This window comes from Rathayibacter sp. AY1F9, from assembly GCF_002932155.1.
GTDB lineage: Bacteria > Actinomycetota > Actinomycetes > Actinomycetales > Microbacteriaceae > Rathayibacter.
The window spans coordinates 100,332-118,898 of record NZ_PSVA01000009.1 but is presented as its reverse complement, the minus strand read 5'-3'; the positions used below and the strand labels follow the sequence as shown (position 1 = coordinate 118,898).

The window sequence follows — 18,567 nt, the reverse complement described above, 5'->3', positions numbered from 1 at the left end:
CCTGCGGCCGGGCCCACGCTGTGGGATGCTCGACGGATGGCACAGACCCCGTCCCGAGCATCCGCCCGCCCCGACGGGGCCGACGACGCACTCGGGACCGAGATCGAGCTCGACATTAGCAACGTCGCCCACGGCGGCGTGTTCGTCGCCCGGCACGAGGGCCGCGTCGTCTTCGTCCCGGACGTCCTCCTCGGCGAGCGCGTGCGGGCGCGGATCAGCGAGGTCCGGCACGACAGTTTCTGGCGCGCCGAGGCGCTCGAGGTGCTCGAGGCGTCCGAGCACCGGGTGGAGCACGTCTGGCCCGAGGCCGCCCTCGACCGCCGCCCGGAGGAGCGCGTCGGCGGCGCCGAGCTCGGCCACGCCGACCTGGCCTACCAGCGCGAGCTGAAGCGCCTCGTGCTCGTCGACTCCTTCTCCCGCTTCGCCCGTCGCGAGGTCGAGGTGGAGGTCTCGCCGATCCGCGGGGACGACGCGTCCGGAGGCCTCGGCTGGCGCACGCGGAACCGCCTCCACGTCGACGACGACGGACGGGTCGGCCCCTACGCGGCACGCAGCCACCACGTCGTCACCGTGGAGTCGCTGCCCCTCGCGACCGCCGACTCCTCCCTGGCCGCACCGCTCGGCGAGCGCCTCGCTCCCGGCTCGGTGGTCGACCTCGTCGACGCGGCCGGGTCCGAGGGAGCCGCAGTGCTCGTGCACGACCCCTCCGACAAGCGCGCCCGCCGCGACCGCACGGTGGTGAGCGAGTTCGTCGCCGACCGCACCTTCCGGGTCGACCGCACCGGCTTCTGGCAGGTGCACCGCGGAGCCGCCGCCGCGCTCTTCGAGGCCGTGCAGGCCGCTGTCGACGCGGACGCGGCGGACCCGTCGGCCGCCAACCACGACCTCTACGGCGGGGTGGGCCTGCTCGCCGCGGCGCTGGCCGACCGCCTCGGCGCCGGAGTGCGCGTGACCAGCGTCGAGAGCGACTCCCGCGCCACCGAGCACGCGCTCGAGAACCTGGCCGACCAGGTCGGCGCCCGCGCGGTGACCGCCCGCGTCGACCGCTACCTCCGCGACGTCGTCGCCCAGGCCGATACGCGCGAGCGGGCGCGGTGGCGCGCGGCGACCGTGGTCCTCGACCCGCCGCGCTCGGGCGCCGGCCGAGCGGTCACCGACGCTCTGGCGGAGCTGCGGCCGGCGCAGCTCGTCTACGTCGCCTGCGACCCGGTCTCGCTCGCCCGCGACGTGGGCGCCCTGACCGGGGCGGGCTACGAGCTGGAGCGCCTCGAAAGCTTCGACCTCTTCCCGCACACCTCCCACGTGGAGGCCGTTGCGCGACTGGTCCGCCGAGAGGACTGACCGCGGGCCCGCGTCTGCGTACCATGGGCGGGATGGAGCCCCACGTCGACGCAGCCGAGGCCCCGCGCGTGCGCGTGGCGATCGTGGACGACCACGAGTCGGTGCGCCTGGGCGTGGCCGCCGCCGTCGAGAGCGCGGGAATGCAGGTGGTCGCCGCCGCCGAGACCGTCCAGGCCCTCGAGAGCACGATCGGCGGCGCCGAGATCGAGGTGCTCGTCCTCGACCTGTCCCTGAACGACGGCTCGAGCATCACCAGCAACGTCAAGTGGGGGCAGGTGCGCGGCTCCGCCGTCCTCGTCCACAGCATCGCGGACCGCGTCGTGGCCGTGCGGGAGGCGCTCGCCGCGGGAGCGGCCGGCGTCATCCCGAAGTCCTCGCCCATGTCGACGGTCGTCGCCGCCATCCGCACGGTCGCCCGCGGCGTGGTCCTCAACAATCTGGAGTGGGCCTCGGCCATCGACGCCGACGACGACTTCGCGCGGGCCGTGCTCGGCCGTCGCGAGCGCGACGTCCTGCACCTCTACGCCTCGGGGCTGCCACTGAAGCTGGTGGCCGAGCGGCTGCAGATCTCGGTGTCGACGGCGAAGGAGTACCTCGACCGGATCCGCGACAAGTACGTCGAGATCGGCCGTCCCGCCCCGACGAAGGTCGATCTGCTGCGGCGCGCGGTGGAGGACGGCATCCTGCCGGGCATCGACCCGGACGACGGCGATGGCGGGCGCTGAGGCGCCGATCGCCCGCCGCAACGCCGGGCGCGAGCGCATCGACCGGATCATCAGCACGGTCGTGTCGTTCTTCGGCTTCGGCTTCGGCGTGCAGACCGTGCCGCCGATCCTCGCGCAGCTGCCCCTCCTGCGCCCCGAGGTGGCCTGGCCGGTGCTGGTGCTGGTCTTCGGATCGCTCACCGCCGCCGTGGTCACCGCCGTGCTGCGGCGGGGCACGCGGATCACGGCGGTCCTGGTCGCGGTCGGTGTCCTCGTGGCCCTCCTGACCTGGCCGGCCGCCGTCGCCACCGGGGGCGCGGACCGCGAGACCCCGTGGATCTGGTACCTGCTGACCATCGGCACCGCCTTCTGCACGATCGCGGCTCCCCTCCGGATCGCGATCGCGTACGTGTCGGTGACGACCGTGCTGTTCGGGCTGCTGCGCGTCCTCCCCTCCGGCGGCGGGGCGGAGCCGACCCGCGCGATCCTCGACGCCGCCTACGTGGGCATCGTCGGCTTCGTGATGCTGGTGCTGATCACCGTGCTCCGGCAGTCGGCCGACCAGATCGATCGCGCGCAGACGACGGCCATGGAGCAGTACGAGGCGGCGATGCGCCAGCACGCCGGCGAGGTGGAGCGGGTCGAGGTCGACGCCCTGGTGCACGACAACGTGCTTGCGACGCTGCTCTCCGCCGCCTCCGCCGAGTCGCCGGCCGAGCGTGCGCTGGTCTCCTCGATGGCGCAGCGCACCCTCGCCGTGCTGCTGCCCGACCACGAGCCGGAGCCGCCCGAGGGGCTGGTCCCGCTCGAGCTCCTGCAGCGCCAGCTCGCCCACGCGGCGTCCACCTTCGGGACCGAGATCGCAGTCGCGACGGCCGACGGAGTGGATCCGCGCGCGACGACGCTGCCGCGCCCGGTGGCCGAGGCGCTGCTCGGCGCGGTCTGGCAGGCGCTCGCCAACAGCGTTCAGCACGCGGGTCCGAGCGGCAGCGTCCACCGCGCCGTGCACGGGCTGCTGGGCGACGGCGCGGTGGAGGTCGTGGTGGAGGACGACGGCCGCGGCTTCCGGCTCGCCGACGTCCCGCGCGAGCGGCTGGGCATCCGGCTCTCCATCCTCGAGCGGGTGCACAACGCGCGGGGATCGGCGCGGGTCGACTCGACTCCGGGCGAGGGCACCCGTGTCGTCCTCTCCTGGCGGGCGGACGCGGGAGGAGGGCCGTGATCGCCTACCCGCGCCCCCTGCTCCAGGCGCTCGGCGCCGGCTTCTCGCTGTACCACGTGGTGCTCGCCTTCTTCTCCTTCCGCATCTCCCCGGCCACGCCGGCCGACCTCGTCGCGGTCGCGCTGTACGTCGCGGCGACCGTCGTCGCCCTCTGGCCGGGAGCGACGACCCGGCTCGCCCTGCCCGTCGCGGTCGGGATGACCGCGGTCGCCGTCGCTCTGCCGCTGCTGGTCGCGCCGTCGCTCGATCCGGGCGCCTCCAACGGCTACTCCACCTGGTACATCGCCGCGGTCGGCACCCTCATGACGATCGTGTGCGCCCGCCGGCGCGCGGCCTGCGCCTGGGTCGGCGTCGGCTTCCTGATCGTGCACACCGTGTTCTGGGCCGGCCCGGCCGCGCTGGCCACTCTCGGCGTCGTCGGGGGGATCGCCTGGGTCGCGATCGCGCAGCTGCTCATCGTCGAGCTCGGGCGCGCGGGCTCCGAGGCGCGCGTGCTCGAGGCGGCCGAGCGCGCGGCCGCGTCGTGGCGGGCCGCGGAGGAGGCGCACCTCACGGAGCGCGAGGTCCGGCTGGAGCAGACCCGTGCCCTCGCCGCCGACATGCTGCTGCGCATCGCCGAGCCGGGACCGGGCCTCACCGACGAGGAGCGGCGCGAGTGCCGGCTGCTCGAGGCGGCCGTGCGCGACGAGATCCGCGGCCGGCGGCTGCTGGACGACGAGGTGCGGCGTCTCGTGCTCGACGCGCGGCGGCGGGGGGTGACCGTCTCGGTGCTCGACGACGGCGGCCTCGACCGCACCTCCGAGGGCGAGAGCCAGCGGGTGCTGGGGGAGCTCGCCCAGGCTCTGAGCGGGATCCGCGAGGAGGTCGACCGCGTGGTGGTGCGCACCGCGTCGGCCGACTCGGCGTCGGCCGTCACGGTCGTGGGCCTGCGGACGGCCGGCGACGGTAGCGCGGGCGCCCTCGGCTCCGACGACGCGGGGGACGAGGTCGACGCCTGGGTCGAGATCCGGCGCGACGGCGTCGGCGGACGGGACGTCTGAGCGGCGGAGAGCGCGCGGGACGGCGCGGCCGTCCGCACGCTCAGCGACCGGCGGCGACCCGCCCCGGAGGGCGTGCGTATCTCGGATCGGTGCCGCGGGCGGTACGCTCCGGCTCTCAGCACAGCTCAGGTCTCGGCGCGCCCGGTCTCTCGGAGCGGACCGATCGTCGGCGCGGCGCGGCACGGCGCGGCACGAGCGTGAGCAGCCGTCATGGGCAGAGCCCGTTGAGCGCAGAGCGCGTCAGGACGAAAGCCCGTTAACGGAGTGCGGCGGGCCGTCCACTCCTCCGAAGAGGGGGCCCGGCCCGCCGTCAAACCCCGAGTGAGGGTAACAACCCGAATATTACCCTCACTCGCCCCCAACACACCCGCCTGCTTACCCTGGTCGGCGAGTGATTGGCGGTGCCCCTTCCGAAGGAGGAGCACCGTACGTCCACTAGTGTGCTCGCTCCGCCAGGAGGCGCATAGTCAGCACTTTAGGGGACTAATCGGGGGACAAATTTCACGTTCCGCGTCGCGGATCGCTCGTTCCCCGACGGGCTGCGTCTGCGAGTCCGCTCAGCCGGAGAAGGAGCGCCACGCTCCGGGTGCCGGCCGGAGCGGCCTGCGGACCGCCGCGGCGCGGTCGTTCCAGCCCCCGCTGAGCTCCTGCGGGGTCTCCGGCTCGGCCTCGGTGCGAGAGGTCAGTGCGGTGACGACGGCCGTGACGGCGGCGATCTCGGCGGCGTCGAGGCCGGGGGTGGAGATGACGACGGCGGGTGCGGAGTCGGAGGCGGTCATCCCGTGACGCTATCGCATGCCGTTCACGGCGCCGGTCGGCGGGGCATGGCTATGCTGACGCCGGATGCCGCCGGAGCGTCGTCCGTCCGTTGCGAACAGGAGCGTCCCCGCATGCCGACGTGGTTCCCGAGGAGCGGTGCCGCGGCGCTGCGCCCCCTGCGTCTGCTGGTCCGGAGGTCGCCCGCGGCCGTCTCGGTCGTCCTGGTCCTCCTGGCCGCGAGCGCGATCACGGGGACGCTCGTCGCCCCCGCGGGAGCCGAGACGACGTCCTGGTGGGCGGCGGGCCCGATGACGACCCTCGACGGCCGTCCGTGGACAGCGGTGACCGCCCTCCTGATCGCGGCGGACCCGCTGCAGCTGCTCCTGGACGTCGTGCTGGTGCTCCCGATGCTCCTCGCCGCGGAGCGCCGCCTCGGCTCGGCCCGCACCCTCCTCGCCTTCCTCGTGACCGGCGCCGTCGGGATCGTCGTCGGGTCCTCCGTGCAGTCGATCGGCGCTCTCGCCGGCGAGTGGTGGGCGGGCGACACCGTCGGCGACCACACCTTCGACCCGCTGATCGGCGCGGTCGGCGCCCTCATCGCCTCGACCGCCTTCATGGGCGCTCTGTGGCGTCGCCGGCTCCGGGTGACCGTCTTCGCCGTCGTGCTGATGTTCGTGCTCTACGCGGGCGACTCCGCCGACGCGTACCGGCTCCTCGCGGGCGGCGCGGGGCTCGTGCTCGGCGCGGTGCTCGCGCGGGGAGCGTCGGGACTGCGTCCGCAGCGTCCGGCCCCGAGCTCGCACCGCGAGTCCCGGGGGCTGCTGGCGGCGGTCGTCGTCGTCACCGCCATCGGTCCGCTCGTCGCCGTCCTCTCGGACTCGGGCTACGGTCCGTTCTCGTTCCTCGGCCGACTGCTGCAGAGCGCCTTCACGGGGACGACGGACCTCGAGGACCCGTGCAGCCGCGCCCTCCGGCACTGCGCGCACCACGTGAAGCTGAGCCTGGTCGCCCCCGGGCCGATCCTGCTGACGTTCGTCCCGCTCCTCCTCCTGCTCGTCGCCGCCTACGGCCTGCGCTCCGGGCGCCGCCTGGGCCTGCTGCTGGCGGTCGGGGTGAACATCGCGATCGCGATCCTGGAGGTCTTCTCCCTCCAGCGCGCCGCCCGTCACCCCGAGTTCCTGTACTACGCCGAGTACCTGCTCTGGGTGGCGACGACGGTGCTGGTGCCGCTGGCCGTCGTGGCGATGCTCGTGATCGGGAGGAGGCACTTCCGCATCCGCGCGCCCCGTGCCGCTGCGAGGCTCTGGACGCGGGTCGTCGCCATCGCCTTCGTCGTGTCCCTCGGCGGCTACCTGGCGCTCTCGGCCGGCGTGCGCACGAGCTTCGAGCCGCTCCTGGGCCTCGGGAGGCTCCTCCTGGACGGGCTGCTGCGCTTCGTCCCGGTGAGCTTCCTCGGCGGCGCCGGACTGCTCGCCGTGCCGCGGGAGCCCGTTGCGCGGATCGTCTTCGAGTGGGTCGGCCCGGTGTTCTGGCTCGTGGTCGTCGTGGCGGTGGTCGCTCTGCTCCGGGCCACCGACGTGCAGCGGAACCGCGGCGACGAGGCGCGGTACCGCGCGCTCCTGTCCGTGCACGGCGCCGGCAGCCTCGGCCACCAGGGGACCTGGGAGGGCAACGCGCACTGGATCTCGGCCGACGGGACCGGCGGAGTCGCCTACCGGGTGATCGGCGGCGTGGCGATCACCCTCTCCGACCCGGCCTGCGCTCCCGAGCGGCGGGAGGACGTCGTGGCCGAGTTCGTGCGTTTCTGCGACGAGCGCAGCTGGACGCCCGTCTTCTACAGCATCCACGACGAGCTGCTCCCCGTCTTCGACCGGCTCGGCTGGTCGCGCCTCTCGGTCGGCGAGGAGACGATCATCGAGCTCTCCTCCTTCGAGCTCACCGGCAAGCGGTGGCAGAAGGTGCGCTACCCGCTCACGCGCGGCATCAAGCTGGGCATCGAGGCGCAGTGGACCAGCTGGCCCGAGCTCTCCCTCGGCATGGCCAACCAGATCGTCGACCTGTCGGAGCGCTGGGTCGCCGAGAAGGCGCTGCCCGAGATGGGCTTCACCCTCGGTGGGATCGACGAGGTCCGCGATCCCGACGTCGCCCTCCTGCTCGCGGTCGGACCGGACGGCGTGCTGCAGGGGGTGACGAGCTGGCTGCCCGTGCATCGGGAGGGGCGCGTGGTCGGCTGGACCCTCGACTTCATGCGCCGCTCCGACGACTCGATGCCCGGGATCATGGAGTTCCTCATCGCCTCCGCGGCGCTGCGCGTCAAGGAGGAGGGTGCCGAGTTCCTCTCGCTCTCGGGCGCACCGCTCGCCACCGCACCGGTCGAGGAGGGGGAGGAGCCTCCGGAGCCGACGGTCCTCTCGCGCCTGCTCGAGTTCCTCTCGCGGACGCTCGAGCCGGCCTACGGCTTCACGTCGCTGTTCCGCTTCAAGGCCAAGTTCCACCCGCGCTACGCGGGCCTCTGGATGACCTACCCCGACGCGCTGCAGCTGCCCCGGATCGGAGCCGCGCTGGGTCGCGCCTATCTGCCCGACCTCTCCGCCGCGCAGGCGCTGGCGTTCGCGCGGGTGGTCGGGGCGAAGCCGGAGGAGAAGCCGTCCGAGGCGTCCGCGGCGAAGCCGGATGCTCCGGCCGCCAGGGCAGGCGCTCCTGCGGCGAAGGCGGGTGCTCCGACAGCCGAGCCGGACGGTCCTGGGGTGAAGGCGGGTGGTCCTGCGGTGAAGGCGGGTGCTCCGGCTGCGAGGGCGGATGCCCGGGAAGCGGAGCCCGATTCCGCGACAGGGAAGCCGGATGCTCCGGCCGCGGAGCCGGACGCTCCCGTCGTGCGGACCGATGCTCCCGCGGAGTCCGCTGCCCGACGGACCGGGCCCGGCTCCTCCGACTGATCGTTCCGCCCCCTCCGCCCCGTGAGGAGGCGGTCGCAGCGGAACGCCGCGGCACGGACGGTCTCCCGTCTCCTGCCGCGGCGTCCGAGCGAGTCGGGTCAGAGCGGGATGTTGCCGTGCTTCTTCGCGGGCAGGTTGGCGCGCTTGGTGCGCAGCGCCCGCAGCGCCTTGATGACGGAGACACGCGTCGCCGAGGGCTCGATCACGCCGTCGAGCTCGCCGCGCTCGGCCGCGAGGAACGGGCTCGCGACGTTGTAGGTGTACTCGTTCGCCAGGCGCGTCCGGACGGCTGCGACGTCCTCGCCGGCCTCCTCCGCCTTGCGGATCTCGTTGCGGTAGAGGATGTTCACCGCGCCCTGGCCTCCCATGACGGCGATCTCGGCGGTCGGCCACGCGAGGTTGATGTCGGCTCCCAGCTGCTTGGACCCCATCACGATGTACGCGCCGCCGTAGGCCTTGCGCAGGATGACCGTGACCAGCGGCACGGTCGCCTCGGCGTAGGCGTAGAGCAGCTTCGCGCCGCGGCGGATGACGCCGGTCCACTCCTGGTCGGTGCCGGGCAGGTAGCCCGGGACGTCGACCAGGGTCAGGATCGGCAGCGAGAACGCGTCGCAGAAGCGGACGAAGCGGGACGCCTTCTCGCCCGCCTCGATGTTCAGCGTGCCCGCCATGGCGCTCGGCTGGTTCGCGATGATGCCGACGGAGCGGCCCTCGACGCGGCCGAAGCCGATCACGATGTTCGGCGCGAACAGCGGCTGCACCTCGAGGAAGTCGCCCTCGTCGACGATGTGCTCGATGACGGCGCGCATGTCGTACGGCTGGTTCGGGCTGTCCGGGATGACCGTGTCGAGGAAGCGGTCCGCGTCGGTCGTCTCGAGATCGACCTCGGTCTCGAAGACGGGTACCGGCGACAGGTTGTTGTCCGGGAGGAAGGAGAGGAGCGTCCGCGCGTAGTCGAGCGCGTCGTTCTCGTCGCTCGCGAGGTAGTGCGAGACGCCCGAGATCTTGTTGTGGGTCAGCGCGCCGCCGAGCTCCTCCATGCCGACGTCCTCGCCGGTGACGGTCTTGATCACGTCGGGCCCGGTGACGAACATCTGGCTGGTCTTGTCGACCATGATCACGAAGTCGGTCAGGGCGGGGGAGTAGACCGCGCCTCCCGCGGCTGGGCCGCAGATGATCGAGATCTGGGGGATCACGCCGCTCGCCGCGGTGTTGCGGCGGAAGATCTCGCCGTACTTGCCGAGGGCGACCACGCCCTCCTGGATCCGTGCTCCGCCGGAGTCGAGGATGCCGATGATCGGGACGCCGGTCTTCAGGGCGAGGTCCATCACCTTGATGATCTTCTCGCCGGCCACCTCGCCGAGCGAGCCGCCGAAGATCGTGAAGTCCTGCGAGTACACGGCGACCTGGCGGCCGTGGATGGTGCCGGTGCCGGTGACGACGGCGTCGCCGTAGGGTCGCTTCTTCTCCATGCCGAAGGCGTGGGTGCGGTGGCGGACGAACTCGTCCAGCTCGACGAACGAGCCCGGGTCGAGGAGGGTGTCGATCCGCTCCCGTGCGGTCATCTTGCCCTTGGCGTGCTGCTTCTCGATCGCCGCCTCGCCACTGGCCGTGACGGCCTCGTGGTAGCGGTTCCTGAGGTCCGCGATCTTCCCCGCGGTCGTGTACAGATCGGGCGCGGGACGTTCGGTGTTCGCGGTCACCCGCTCACCCTACCGGCGGGGCGGACGCCTCCTCTTGTCGCACTCGCACAGGGAGGGCCGCTCCGAACGGGAGGATCCGGACAAGGGCGGGACGTCGCGAGCGGCGCTCGGAGCGGCCTCGCGGGAGCCGCCGCTACCGTGGCGGCATGCTCCTCCCGCTCTCCTCCGCCGTCTCCCCCCGCGTCCTCGCGCTCGAGTCGGCGGGGTCGACGAACGACGAGCTCCGCGAGCGGGCGGCCGCCGACCCCGCCGCGTGGCCGCACCTCTCCGTCGTCGCCACCGGCGACCAGCGCGCCGGGCGCGGCCGGCTGGGGCGCGTCTGGCAGGCGCCCGCGGGCCGCACGCTCGCGGCCTCGACGCTGGTCGACGCCTCCGCCCTCGGCGCCGAGGCCTCCGGCTGGCTGCCGCTCGTGGCCGGCGCCGCTCTCGCCCGGGCCCTCGCACCCCTCGTCGACGGGGATGTCGCCGTCAAGTGGCCCAACGACGTCCTGATCGACGGCCGGAAGGTCGCGGGGATCCTCGCCGAGCGCCTGCCGGACGGGCGGGTCGTCGTCGGCACCGGCGTGAACCTGCTGCTGACGGAGGCGGAGCTGCCGGTCCCGACCGCCACCTCGCTCGCCCTCGCCGGAGCACGGACGACGAGCGCCGACGAGGTGCTCGCCGCGTTCCTGACCGGATTCCAGGGGCTGCTGGCTCCGCTGCTCGCCCAGGGCGACGCCGAGGCCTCCGGAGCGGCCGCCGCCGTCCGCGCCTCCTGCGGCACCCTCGGCACGCGCGTCCGGCTCGAGCTGCCCGACGGCACGCAGGAGGAGGGGACCGCCGCCGCACTCGCCCCGGACGGCTCGCTCCTGCTCGAGCAGGGCGGCGCGCTGCGCTCGTTCACGGCCGGCGACGTCACGCACCTGCGCTCCTGATGGCCAGGACCGACCCCGCCGACCGCGAGCTGGCGCGGCTGACCCCGCGCGCCCGCCGGGCGGTCGCACCGGTCGTCGGCCTCCTCCTGCTCACCTGGACGGGCTTCTACTTCGCCGCGCAGTTCGAGCTCGCCCTGCAGCGCTGGATCATCGGGCTCGGCACCGCACTTCTGGTGCTGCTCCTCTGCGCTCCCGGGATCGCGGGCTGGGCGAGCGTGCGCTACCGCGTCACCGCCTCCGGCCTCAGCGCGCGCCGGGGCGTGGCGTCGATCCGGCGGGCCGAGGTGGTCTTCGATCGGAGGATGGAGGTCGTGGTCGAGCGCTCCCTCGGCCAGCGCCTCGCCCGGTGCGGGGACGTCCGGATCCTGCAGGCGGGAGCCGAGGTGTTCGTGCTGCGGGACCTGCCGGATCCGGAGCTCACGGCCGACCTGCTGCGGGAGGCGATCGGCGCGGCTCCCGCTCTCGAGCCGGAGTGGCCGCCGCCCGCGTGAGCGCGTCGGGGCCTCGGTAGCATGGAGCCGCCCCGCGCCAGCGGGCGGAGACGGAGGAGCGCCATGCGCGTCGGCGTGATCGGGGGCGGCCAGCTCGCCCGGATGATGATCCCCGCGGCGGTGGAGCTCGGCATCGAGATCGCCGTGCTCGCCGAGAGCGAGGGCGCCCCGGCGGGGCTCGCCGCGACACGGGTCGGCGACTACCGCGACGAGGCGACCGTGCTCGCCTTCGCCGAGACCGTGGACGTGGTGACGTTCGACCACGAGCACGTTCCCCAGCCGATCCTCCGCGAGCTCATCGCCCGCGGCGTCGCCGTGCACCCCGGCCCCGACGCCCTGATGTTCGCCCAGGACAAGCTGATGATGCGGCGCCGCCTGACCGAGCTCGGCGTGCCCGTGCCCGAGTGGGCCCAGGTCTCCTCCGCCGAGGAGCTGGGGGAGTTCCTGGCCGAGCACGGCGGCAGCGCCGTGGTGAAGACCGCGCGCGGCGGCTACGACGGCAAGGGCGTGCGCGTGGTGCGCGGCGCCCACGAGGCGGACGACTGGTTCACCGCCCTCGCCGAGGACGGCCGGGGCGGCTCGCTCCTGGTCGAGGAGCTGGTGGGCTTCCGCCGCGAGCTCGCGCAGCTCATCGCCCGGCGCCCCTCCGGCGAGAGCATCCTCTGGCCGGTGGTGGAGTCGGTGCAGCGCGACGGCGTCTGCGCCGAGGTGATCGCTCCGGCCCCCGCGTCCGCCGGCCGGCTCGCATCAGCCGCGGCCGAGATCGCGCAGACGATCGCCGACAGCCTCGGGGTCACCGGCGTCCTGGCCGTCGAGCTGTTCGAGACGACGGACGACCGGATCCTGGTCAACGAGCTGGCCATGCGCCCGCACAACAGCGGCCACTGGACGATGGACGGATCGACCACGTCGCAGTTCGAGCAGCACCTGCGCGCGGTCCTCGACCTGCCGCTCGGCGCGACGGGCTGCCGCGATCCGTGGACCGTGATGGTCAACGTGCTCGGCGGCCCGGTGGGGGAGTCGCTGACCGACCGCTACCCGCGGGTGCTCGCCGATCACCCGGGTGTGAAGGTGCACAACTACGGCAAGGAGCCGCGACCGGGCCGCAAGGTCGGGCACGTGAACGCCGGCGGCGACGACCTCGACCTCGTGGTCTACGAGGCTCGCGCGGCGGCGGCCGTTCTCACGGACTGACCCGTACGATGGTCGCCGTGACGAGCCTGCCGACCTCCCCGACCCCTGCCGGAGCCCTCTCGTGAGCGCGGACGCGCTCGTGAACGGGCCCGCGCCGCTCGTCGGCGTCGTGATGGGGTCGGACTCGGACTGGTCCGTCATGCAGGCGGCGTCCACCGTCCTCGCCGAGTTCGGCGTGGCGCACGAGGTCCGGGTCGTCTCCGCGCACCGCACCCCGGAGGCGATGATCGCGTACGGCCGCGAGGCCCGCGGCCGCGGCCTGAAGGTCGTCATCGCCGGAGCGGGCGGAGCCGCCCACCTCCCCGGCATGCTCGCCGCCGTGACCTCGCTCCCCGTCGTCGGAGTGCCGGTCCCGCTCGCCCGACTCGACGGGCTCGACTCCCTCCTCTCGATCGTGCAGATGCCCGCGGGCGTCCCCGTCGCCACCGTCTCCATCGGCGGAGCGCGGAACGCCGGACTGCTCGCGGTGAAGATCCTCGCGACCGCGGACGACGCCCTCTCCGCAGCGCTCGACGCCTTCGCCGCCGACCTCGAGGTGCAGGTCGCCGCGAAGAACGACGCCCTGGTGGCGGGCCTGTGACGGCCGTCGCCCTGCCGCTGCGGCACCCGGACGTCGCCTCCCGCGCCTTCATGACGCGGCGGGCGTGGTGGTTGCTGATCGTCAACCTGCTGGTGCCCGGGTCCGCTCAGGTCCTCGCGGGCAACCGCCGGCTCGGGCGCCTGGGGCTCGGCTTCACCCTCGGGCTCTGGGTCGCCCTCCTGGTCGCGGTGCTCCTCTACTTCGTCTTCCCGACCGGCCTCTACACGCTCGCGACCTTCGACGTCTCGATGCTCGCGCTCCAGGCCGCGCTCGTCGTCTACGGGGTGGTCTGGGCCGTGCTGACGCTCGACACCCTCCGCCTGATCCGCGTCGTCCGGGTGCGCCCGCGGATGCGCGGCGTGCTCGCGTTCGCGACGATCGCGCTGATGGCGATCTCGGTCGGCACCACCGCCTACGGCACCTACCTGCTCGGCGTGACACGGGGGACGCTGTCGTCGATCTTCGGCGGCGGAGCGATCGAGCAGCCGATCGACGGCCGCTACAACGTGATGCTCCTCGGCGGCGACGCGGGAGAGGACCGCGACGGTCTGCGCCCCGACAGCATCTCGGTGGTCAGCATCGACGCGTCGAGCGGCAAGGCCTCGATCATCGGCGTCTCGCGCGAGTTCGTCGACTTCCCGTTCCCCGAGACCAGCCCGATGCACGAGCTCTACCCCGACGGCTACGACACCGACAACTGCGCCGTCGACGTCTGCAAGCTCAACTCGGTCTACACCGAGGTCGAGCTGAAGCACCCGGAGCTCTACCCCGACGCCGTCGACCACGGCAGCGAGCCCGGCATCGAGGCGATGCGCGACGCGGTCGAGGGCATCCTCGACCTGAGGATCCAGTACTACGCGCTGATCGACATGGAGGGCTTCGCCCAGCTGATCGACGCGCTCGGCGGCATCGACATCGACTACGTGGCCGACGAGCCGCTGCCCCTGGGCGGGCTGCCCGACTCCGACGGCGTGATGCAGGGCGTCAACCAGTGGATCGATCCCGGGCACTGGCACTTCAACGGCGAGCAGGCCCTCGCCTACGCCCGCTCGCGCTACACCACGAGCGACTACGACCGGATGGCGCGCCAGCGGCAGGTGCAGGAGGCGCTGCTCGCCCAGTTCGAGCCGGGCAACGTCCTCGCCAAGTTCCAGGACGTGGCGTCCGCCGGGTCCCAGGTCATCAAGACGGACGTCCCGCAGGGGATGCTCGGCTACTTCGTCCAGCTGGGGCTCAAGACGAAGTCGCAGCCGGTGGACCCGATCGAGCTGGTCCCGCCGGCCGTCGACCCGGAGGATCCGGACTACGACGTCGTGCACTCGCTGGTGAGCGCCGGACTGTCGGGCGACTCCGCGCCGTAGACGGCCGGGTGCCGCACGCCTCAGAGGTCGGCGTGCAGCGCCCAGACGCGCTCGGCGGAGTCGCGCCAGCTGAAGGCGCGGGAGCGGTCGCGGCCGGCCACCGACATCCGCTCGCGCAGCCCGGTGTCGGCGAGCACGCTGCTCATGGCGAGGGCGAGGCGGTCCGGGTAGTCCTTCGCGTCGCCGCGCTCGACGGCGACGCCGGCGTCCGCGGCGACCTCCATCAGCGCGGGGTCGTCGGAGTGCACCACCGGCACTCCGAAGTGCATCGCCTCGAGCACGGGCAGGCCGAAGCCCTCGGCGATGCTCGGGTAGACGAAGAGGGTGGCCCGGGAGAGGACGACGGCGAGGTCGGCATCGCTGAGGACTCCCAGGGCGCGCACGCGCGTCTCGTCGAGGCCCTGCTCGTCGGCGACGGAGGCCACGTCGAGGTCGCCCCAGCCGGTCGGGCCGACCAGGAGCAGCGGGATCGCCGGCGCGGACGCTCCTCCGAAGGCCGCGATCAGCGAGACCAGGCCCTTGCGCGGCTCCAGCGTGCCGACGCTCAGCACGTACTCCGGGGGGAGGCCCAGCGCCGTGGCGCGCTCGTCGGCGTCCTCCGGGACGACCAGGCCGGAGCCGACGGCTCCGCCGATCACGCGCAGTCGATCGCCGAAGTCCATCAGCTGGGAGAGCTGGTGGGCGACGGCGTGGGTGGGGACGACGACGGCGTCCGCGTGCTTGCGGGCGCGCTTGGCCATCGCCCGGTGCCATTTCGCGCCGTGCGGGGTGAGGGTCTCGGGATGCGTCCACGGCACCGTGTCGTGGATCGTGACGGCGATCTGCTCGCCCTCGCTCCCGTCGTGGCTGCGCAACGGGGCGAAGAGGCTCGGGGCGTGGATCATGCCGCCGCCGGCCGGGATGGCGATCCCGTACTGCCAGGCGCGCGAGAGCTCGCGGCGCCCGAGCGGCAGCCGGTGGATGCGCGCGAGGCCGGGCAGGCGCAGGCGCAGCTCCTCCTCCTTCTCGGGCGGGTGGGCGGAGACGACGGCCTCCACCTCGCAGTCGCGGGGAGCCGTCGCGATCAGCTCGCGGGTGAGCTCCTCGGTGTAGCGGCCGATGCCGCCGGGCACGCGGGCGAGCATCTGGTCGACGACGACGCGGAGGGTGGTGGTCACGGGGTCACCGCCTCGAGGGGTGCGGCGGCGAGGGCGTCCTGCCAGGAGCGCAGCGGCGGCAGGCCCGCCCGGCTCCAGCCGTCATGGCCGAGGACCGAGTAGGCCGGACGCGGAGCGGGGCGGACGAACGAGCCGCTGTCGGTCGGGCGCAGGCGCTCGGGATCCAGGCCCGCCTTGGCGAAGACGGCACGGGCGAAGCCGAGCCAGGTCGTCTCGCCGGAGCTGGTGCCGTGGTAGACGCCGGCCGGGGCCTCCGCGTCGACCAGCTCGATCAGGCGCGCGGCGAGGTCGGCGGTCCAGGTGGGCTGGCCGTGCTGGTCGTCGACGACGGTCAGCGTCTCGTGCACGCCCGCCAGTCGCACCATCGTCTTCGCGAAGTTGCCGCCGTGCTCGCCGTAGAGCCAGGCCGTGCGGACGACGTAGCCGCGCTCCGGGTTGGCCTCGAGCACCAGGCGCTCGCCCTCGGCCTTCGTGCGGCCGTAGGCCGAGATCGGATTCCGGGGGTGGTCCTCCGAGTACGGGGTCGTCGCGGAGCCGTCGAAGACGTAGTCGGTGGAGACCTGCACGAGTGCGGCTCCCGTCTCGGCGGTGGCGAGGGCGAGGTTGCGCGCTCCGACGGCGTTGACGCGGTGCGCCTCCTCCTCGTCGGTCTCGGCGTCGTCGACGCGGGTGTACGCGGCGCAGTTCACCACGGCGTCGTGTCCCGCGACGGCGGCGCGCACGGCGTCGAGGTCGGTCACGTCGAGGTCGGAGCGGCCGAGGGCGGTGCTGGGGCGGGAGCCGAGGGCCGCGCGCAGGTCGGTGCCGAGCATGCCGGAGGCGCCCGTGAGGAGGAAGGTCACCTCCTCATCATGCCCGAGCGGTCCGTCGGCCGACGGTCGGCGCTCCGGTACGCCGCCGGGTGGCGCAGAGGGGCGTCGCGGGCCCGTGACACGCCGTCGTTACACTGGCGACCGTGCAGATCCGAGAGCTCGACATCCCCGACGTCTACGAAGTGACTCCGCGCCAGTTCCCCGACGATCGCGGGGTCTTCTACGAGTTCTACCGCTTCGACCGCCTGGCCGAGAAGGTCGGGCACCCGCTCTCGCTGCGGCAGGGCAACACCTCCGTCTCGCGGCGCGGCACCGTCCGCGGCATCCACTTCGCGCAGATCCCGCCGTCGCAGGCCAAGTACGTCTCGTGCTTCTCCGGCGCGGTCCTCGACTACGTGATCGACGTGCGCGTCGGGTCGCCGACCTTCGGGCGCTGGGAGTCGATCCTGCTCGACGACGTCGACCGCCGCTCCGTCTACATCGCCGAGGGCGTCGCGCACGCCTTCGTGGCGCTGACCGAGGGCGCCGTGGTCTCGTACCTCGTGAACGCCACCTTCGACCCGGTGCGGGAGAAGGGGATCGACCCGCTCGACGAGCAGATCGGCCTGCGCTTCCCGGAGGAGGCCGGCGAGCTGCTCCTCTCACCGAAGGACACCGACGCACCGACGCTGGCCGAGGCCGAGGCGCAGGGCCTGCTGCCGACCTGGGACGAGGCGCGGGCCTTCTACACGGAGCTCGACTCCGCGTCCTGACCGCCGATCCGGCGGACGGGCCGCCCGGCGCCGGCCAGGCGGCCCGCCCGATCGGAGCGGATCAGCTCTTCGAGCGCAGGCGCATCAGCGCGACTCGGGCGCCCAGCCCGGCGCGCACCGCCGCACGGATCGGCGCCTGGTACCAGGCCCCGTACTTCTGCGCGAGGTAGAGGTAGGCGCTGCGGTGGTGGACCGCGAGCATCCGCGCCGAGGCCAGGCGGGTGGAGTGCCCGCCGAGGTGGGAGACGACCGCGTCGGCGAGGTAGACGTTGGTCCAGCCGCGCTGTCCGAGCGAGTCGCCCAGCTGGACGTCCTCGAAGTACATGAAGTAGCGGTCGTCGAACCCGCCGATCTCCTCGAAGGCCGTGCGGCGCACCATCACGCAGGCGCCGGAGAGCCAGCCCGCCTCCATCCGGCCGTGGCGGAGGGTCTCGACCGCGCGCGAGCGCCGGTAGGTCGCCGACCACGGGTTGCCGGGCCAGACGTGGGCGAAGACGGCGTGCCCGACGCCCGTGCCGAGCGAGGGCAGAGCGCGGGCGGAGGGGTAGATCGTGCCGTCGGAGTCGAGGATCCGCGGCCCGATCGAGCCGATCCGGTCGTCCGCCGTCGCGGCGGCGTAGAGGGCGTCGATCGAGCCGGGGAGGAAGACCGTGTCCGGGTTGGTCACCAGGATCCACTCCACTTCGGGCCCGAGGCGGTCGACCGCGTAGTTGACGGCCCGGCCGTAGCCGAGGTTCTGCCCGGTCTCGTGGAACTCGACGTGGGGCAGGCGCTCGACGACGCTGCGGACGGAGTCGTCCGTGGTCAGGTTGTCGACCACCACGATGCGCACGTCGTGCTCCGTCGCCTCCGGCACGGACTCGAGGCACGCGCGGAGGACCTCACCCGAGAAGTGGGTGACGACGACGACCGCGATGGGCAACGTCGAGCGGGCGATGGGAGCCTCCGGGTGGTGCGGCGTCGACGGGAGGAGTGCCCCGTCGGAAGAACTCGACGAGGCTAGCACGCGGCTCGAGCGGGGCCCGGGAGCCTGCGGCCCTCAGCGGACGATGTCGACGGGCTCGGTGCTGACGGCCACGGCGGCGGGGGAGACCGTCTCGATCGCGGGCAGCGCATCGTGCGCCGGACGGCGGAAGACGACGAACTTGTACATGCAGAAGTTCCACACCAGTCCCACGAGGACGGCGACGGCCTTGGCGATGTTGATCGCGAGGAAGGCGTTCTCGCCGGAGCTGGGGAGGAAGAGCAGCGAGTTGCCGAAGCGGGTGTCGAAGAAGACCTCGAAGCCGTAGATGATCGCCGACTGCAGGACCAGCGAGCTGAACCCGGTGACGAGGAAGAACTTCGCGAACGTGACGACCGAGACCCTGCCCGGGTGGCGGAAGACGAAGAAGTGGTTCAGCGCGTACGAGATCGTGATGCCGACCAGGACGGAGAAGACGTTGGCGACGAGGGTCGGCAGACCGAGCAGGAGCACGAGCGTGTTGAGGATGAGGAAGTCGATCGCCGTGTTGGTGCAGCCCGCGATGAGGAAGCGGACCTTCTGCGATTCGAGGAGTCTCTTCATCTGCGGTGCTCTTTCCCGTCCCCCTCTGGCGTCG

17 protein-coding genes are annotated in these 18,567 nt (G+C 73.2%); 11 read left to right on the top strand and 6 right to left on the bottom strand.

Annotated elements, in window-relative coordinates:
• Nucleotides 1-36 precede the first annotated feature (36 nt).
• Genes C5C37_RS08180 through C5C37_RS08165 form a run of 4 tightly spaced genes read left to right on the top strand, consistent with a single transcriptional unit; the run spans nt 37 to nt 4,307 of the window.
• A complete protein-coding gene (locus C5C37_RS08180; protein ID WP_146085204.1) occupies nt 37-1,341 on the top strand; it encodes a class I SAM-dependent RNA methyltransferase in 1,305 nt (434 codons plus the stop codon).
• Nucleotides 1,342-1,364: 23 nt separating this feature from the next.
• Nucleotides 1,365-2,066 carry a response regulator transcription factor gene (locus tag C5C37_RS08175; RefSeq protein ID WP_104338770.1) on the top strand — a complete coding sequence of 234 codons (702 nt, stop codon included), beginning with the start codon at nt 1,365-1,367 and terminating at the stop codon, nt 2,064-2,066.
• Entirely contained in the window at nt 2,053-3,267 is a 1,215-nt protein-coding gene (locus C5C37_RS08170; protein WP_104256321.1) for a sensor histidine kinase, read from the top strand. Before C5C37_RS08175 ends, C5C37_RS08170 begins: the two co-directional genes overlap by 14 nt.
• Nucleotides 3,264-4,307 (top strand): hypothetical protein, encoded by a 1,044-nt coding sequence (locus tag C5C37_RS08165; protein WP_104338769.1) that lies wholly within the window; start codon nt 3,264-3,266, stop codon nt 4,305-4,307. Before C5C37_RS08170 ends, C5C37_RS08165 begins: the two co-directional genes overlap by 4 nt.
• A 557-nt stretch (nt 4,308-4,864) precedes the next feature.
• Here C5C37_RS08165 and C5C37_RS08160 read toward each other — a convergent pair.
• Nucleotides 4,865-5,086 (bottom strand): acyl-CoA carboxylase subunit epsilon, encoded by a 222-nt coding sequence (locus tag C5C37_RS08160; protein WP_104225462.1) that lies wholly within the window; start codon nt 5,084-5,086, stop codon nt 4,865-4,867.
• A 111-nt stretch (nt 5,087-5,197) separates the two neighbouring features.
• Between C5C37_RS08160 and C5C37_RS08155 the strand changes: the two genes are divergently transcribed.
• Complete coding sequence (locus tag C5C37_RS08155) at nt 5,198-8,002, top strand: DUF2156 domain-containing protein (protein WP_181127389.1); 2,805 nt, start codon at nt 5,198-5,200, stop codon at nt 8,000-8,002.
• 98 nt (nt 8,003-8,100) lie between these two features.
• Here the strand turns inward: C5C37_RS08155 and C5C37_RS08150 are convergent, their stop codons facing one another.
• Nucleotides 8,101-9,705, bottom strand: coding sequence for an acyl-CoA carboxylase subunit beta (locus C5C37_RS08150; RefSeq protein ID WP_104223164.1), 1,605 nt, complete (start codon nt 9,703-9,705; stop codon nt 8,101-8,103).
• Nucleotides 9,706-9,851: 146 nt separating this feature from the next.
• On the opposite strand from C5C37_RS08150, the gene C5C37_RS08145 reads away from it, so the two are divergent.
• The 5 genes from C5C37_RS08145 to C5C37_RS08125 all read left to right on the top strand — a co-directional run bounded on the left by C5C37_RS08145 (nt 9,852) and on the right by C5C37_RS08125 (nt 14,245).
• Nucleotides 9,852-10,619, top strand: coding sequence for a biotin--[acetyl-CoA-carboxylase] ligase (locus tag C5C37_RS08145; RefSeq protein WP_104246681.1), 768 nt, complete (start codon nt 9,852-9,854; stop codon nt 10,617-10,619).
• Entirely contained in the window at nt 10,619-11,110 is a 492-nt protein-coding gene (locus tag C5C37_RS08140) for a PH domain-containing protein (RefSeq protein WP_104246680.1), read from the top strand. The genes C5C37_RS08145 and C5C37_RS08140 overlap by 1 nt, the downstream gene beginning before the upstream one ends.
• Before the next feature lie 63 nt (nt 11,111-11,173).
• Nucleotides 11,174-12,304, top strand: a complete 1,131-nt coding sequence (locus tag C5C37_RS08135; RefSeq protein ID WP_104338767.1) for a 5-(carboxyamino)imidazole ribonucleotide synthase — start codon at nt 11,174-11,176, stop codon at nt 12,302-12,304.
• A gap of 112 nt (nt 12,305-12,416) precedes the next feature.
• Nucleotides 12,417-12,884, top strand: coding sequence for a 5-(carboxyamino)imidazole ribonucleotide mutase (purE, locus tag C5C37_RS08130; RefSeq protein ID WP_104225651.1), 468 nt, complete (start codon nt 12,417-12,419; stop codon nt 12,882-12,884).
• Nucleotides 12,881-14,245, top strand: coding sequence for an LCP family protein (locus tag C5C37_RS08125; RefSeq protein ID WP_258062231.1), 1,365 nt, complete (start codon nt 12,881-12,883; stop codon nt 14,243-14,245). Before purE ends, C5C37_RS08125 begins: the two co-directional genes overlap by 4 nt.
• A 20-nt stretch (nt 14,246-14,265) precedes the next feature.
• On the opposite strand, the gene C5C37_RS08120 is transcribed toward C5C37_RS08125, so the two are convergent.
• Together C5C37_RS08120 and rfbD are read right to left on the bottom strand one after the other, a co-directional pair.
• Entirely contained in the window at nt 14,266-15,402 is a 1,137-nt protein-coding gene (locus C5C37_RS08120) for a glycosyltransferase family 1 protein (RefSeq protein WP_244229467.1), read from the bottom strand.
• Nucleotides 15,399-16,244 (bottom strand): dTDP-4-dehydrorhamnose reductase, encoded by an 846-nt coding sequence (rfbD, locus tag C5C37_RS08115; RefSeq protein WP_104338766.1) that lies wholly within the window; start codon nt 16,242-16,244, stop codon nt 15,399-15,401. The genes C5C37_RS08120 and rfbD overlap by 4 nt, the downstream gene beginning before the upstream one ends.
• 113 nt (nt 16,245-16,357) lie before the next feature.
• Between rfbD and C5C37_RS08110 the strand changes: the two genes are divergently transcribed.
• Nucleotides 16,358-16,966, top strand: a complete 609-nt coding sequence (locus C5C37_RS08110) for a dTDP-4-dehydrorhamnose 3,5-epimerase family protein (protein WP_104232821.1) — start codon at nt 16,358-16,360, stop codon at nt 16,964-16,966.
• Nucleotides 16,967-17,027: 61 nt separating this feature from the next.
• Here the strand turns inward: C5C37_RS08110 and C5C37_RS08105 are convergent, their stop codons facing one another.
• Together C5C37_RS08105 and C5C37_RS08100 are read right to left on the bottom strand one after the other, a co-directional pair.
• Nucleotides 17,028-17,888, bottom strand: coding sequence for a glycosyltransferase family 2 protein (locus C5C37_RS08105; RefSeq protein WP_258061235.1), 861 nt, complete (start codon nt 17,886-17,888; stop codon nt 17,028-17,030).
• A 117-nt stretch (nt 17,889-18,005) separates the two neighbouring features.
• Complete coding sequence (locus tag C5C37_RS08100) at nt 18,006-18,533, bottom strand: GtrA family protein (protein ID WP_104338765.1); 528 nt, start codon at nt 18,531-18,533, stop codon at nt 18,006-18,008.
• Nucleotides 18,534-18,567 lie beyond the last annotated feature (34 nt).

What these genes read in the sequence shown, in the direction of transcription:
- C5C37_RS08180 (WP_146085204.1), top strand. Translation starts at nt 37, where the DNA reads ATGGCACAGACCCCGTCCCGAGCATCCGCCCGCCCCGACGGGGCCGAC.
- C5C37_RS08175 (WP_104338770.1), top strand. Translation starts at nt 1,365, where the DNA reads ATGGGCGGGATGGAGCCCCACGTCGACGCAGCCGAGGCCCCGCGCGTG.
- C5C37_RS08170 (WP_104256321.1), top strand. Translation starts at nt 2,053, where the DNA reads ATGGCGGGCGCTGAGGCGCCGATCGCCCGCCGCAACGCCGGGCGCGAG.
- C5C37_RS08160 (WP_104225462.1), bottom strand. Translation starts at nt 5,086, where the DNA reads ATGACCGCCTCCGACTCCGCACCCGCCGTCGTCATCTCCACCCCCGGC.
- C5C37_RS08155 (WP_181127389.1), top strand. Translation starts at nt 5,198, where the DNA reads ATGCCGACGTGGTTCCCGAGGAGCGGTGCCGCGGCGCTGCGCCCCCTG.
- C5C37_RS08145 (WP_104246681.1), top strand. Translation starts at nt 9,852, where the DNA reads ATGCTCCTCCCGCTCTCCTCCGCCGTCTCCCCCCGCGTCCTCGCGCTC.
- C5C37_RS08140 (WP_104246680.1), top strand. Translation starts at nt 10,619, where the DNA reads ATGGCCAGGACCGACCCCGCCGACCGCGAGCTGGCGCGGCTGACCCCG.
- C5C37_RS08135 (WP_104338767.1), top strand. Translation starts at nt 11,174, where the DNA reads ATGCGCGTCGGCGTGATCGGGGGCGGCCAGCTCGCCCGGATGATGATC.
- purE (WP_104225651.1), top strand. Translation starts at nt 12,417, where the DNA reads ATGGGGTCGGACTCGGACTGGTCCGTCATGCAGGCGGCGTCCACCGTC.
- C5C37_RS08100 (WP_104338765.1), bottom strand. Translation starts at nt 18,533, where the DNA reads ATGAAGAGACTCCTCGAATCGCAGAAGGTCCGCTTCCTCATCGCGGGC.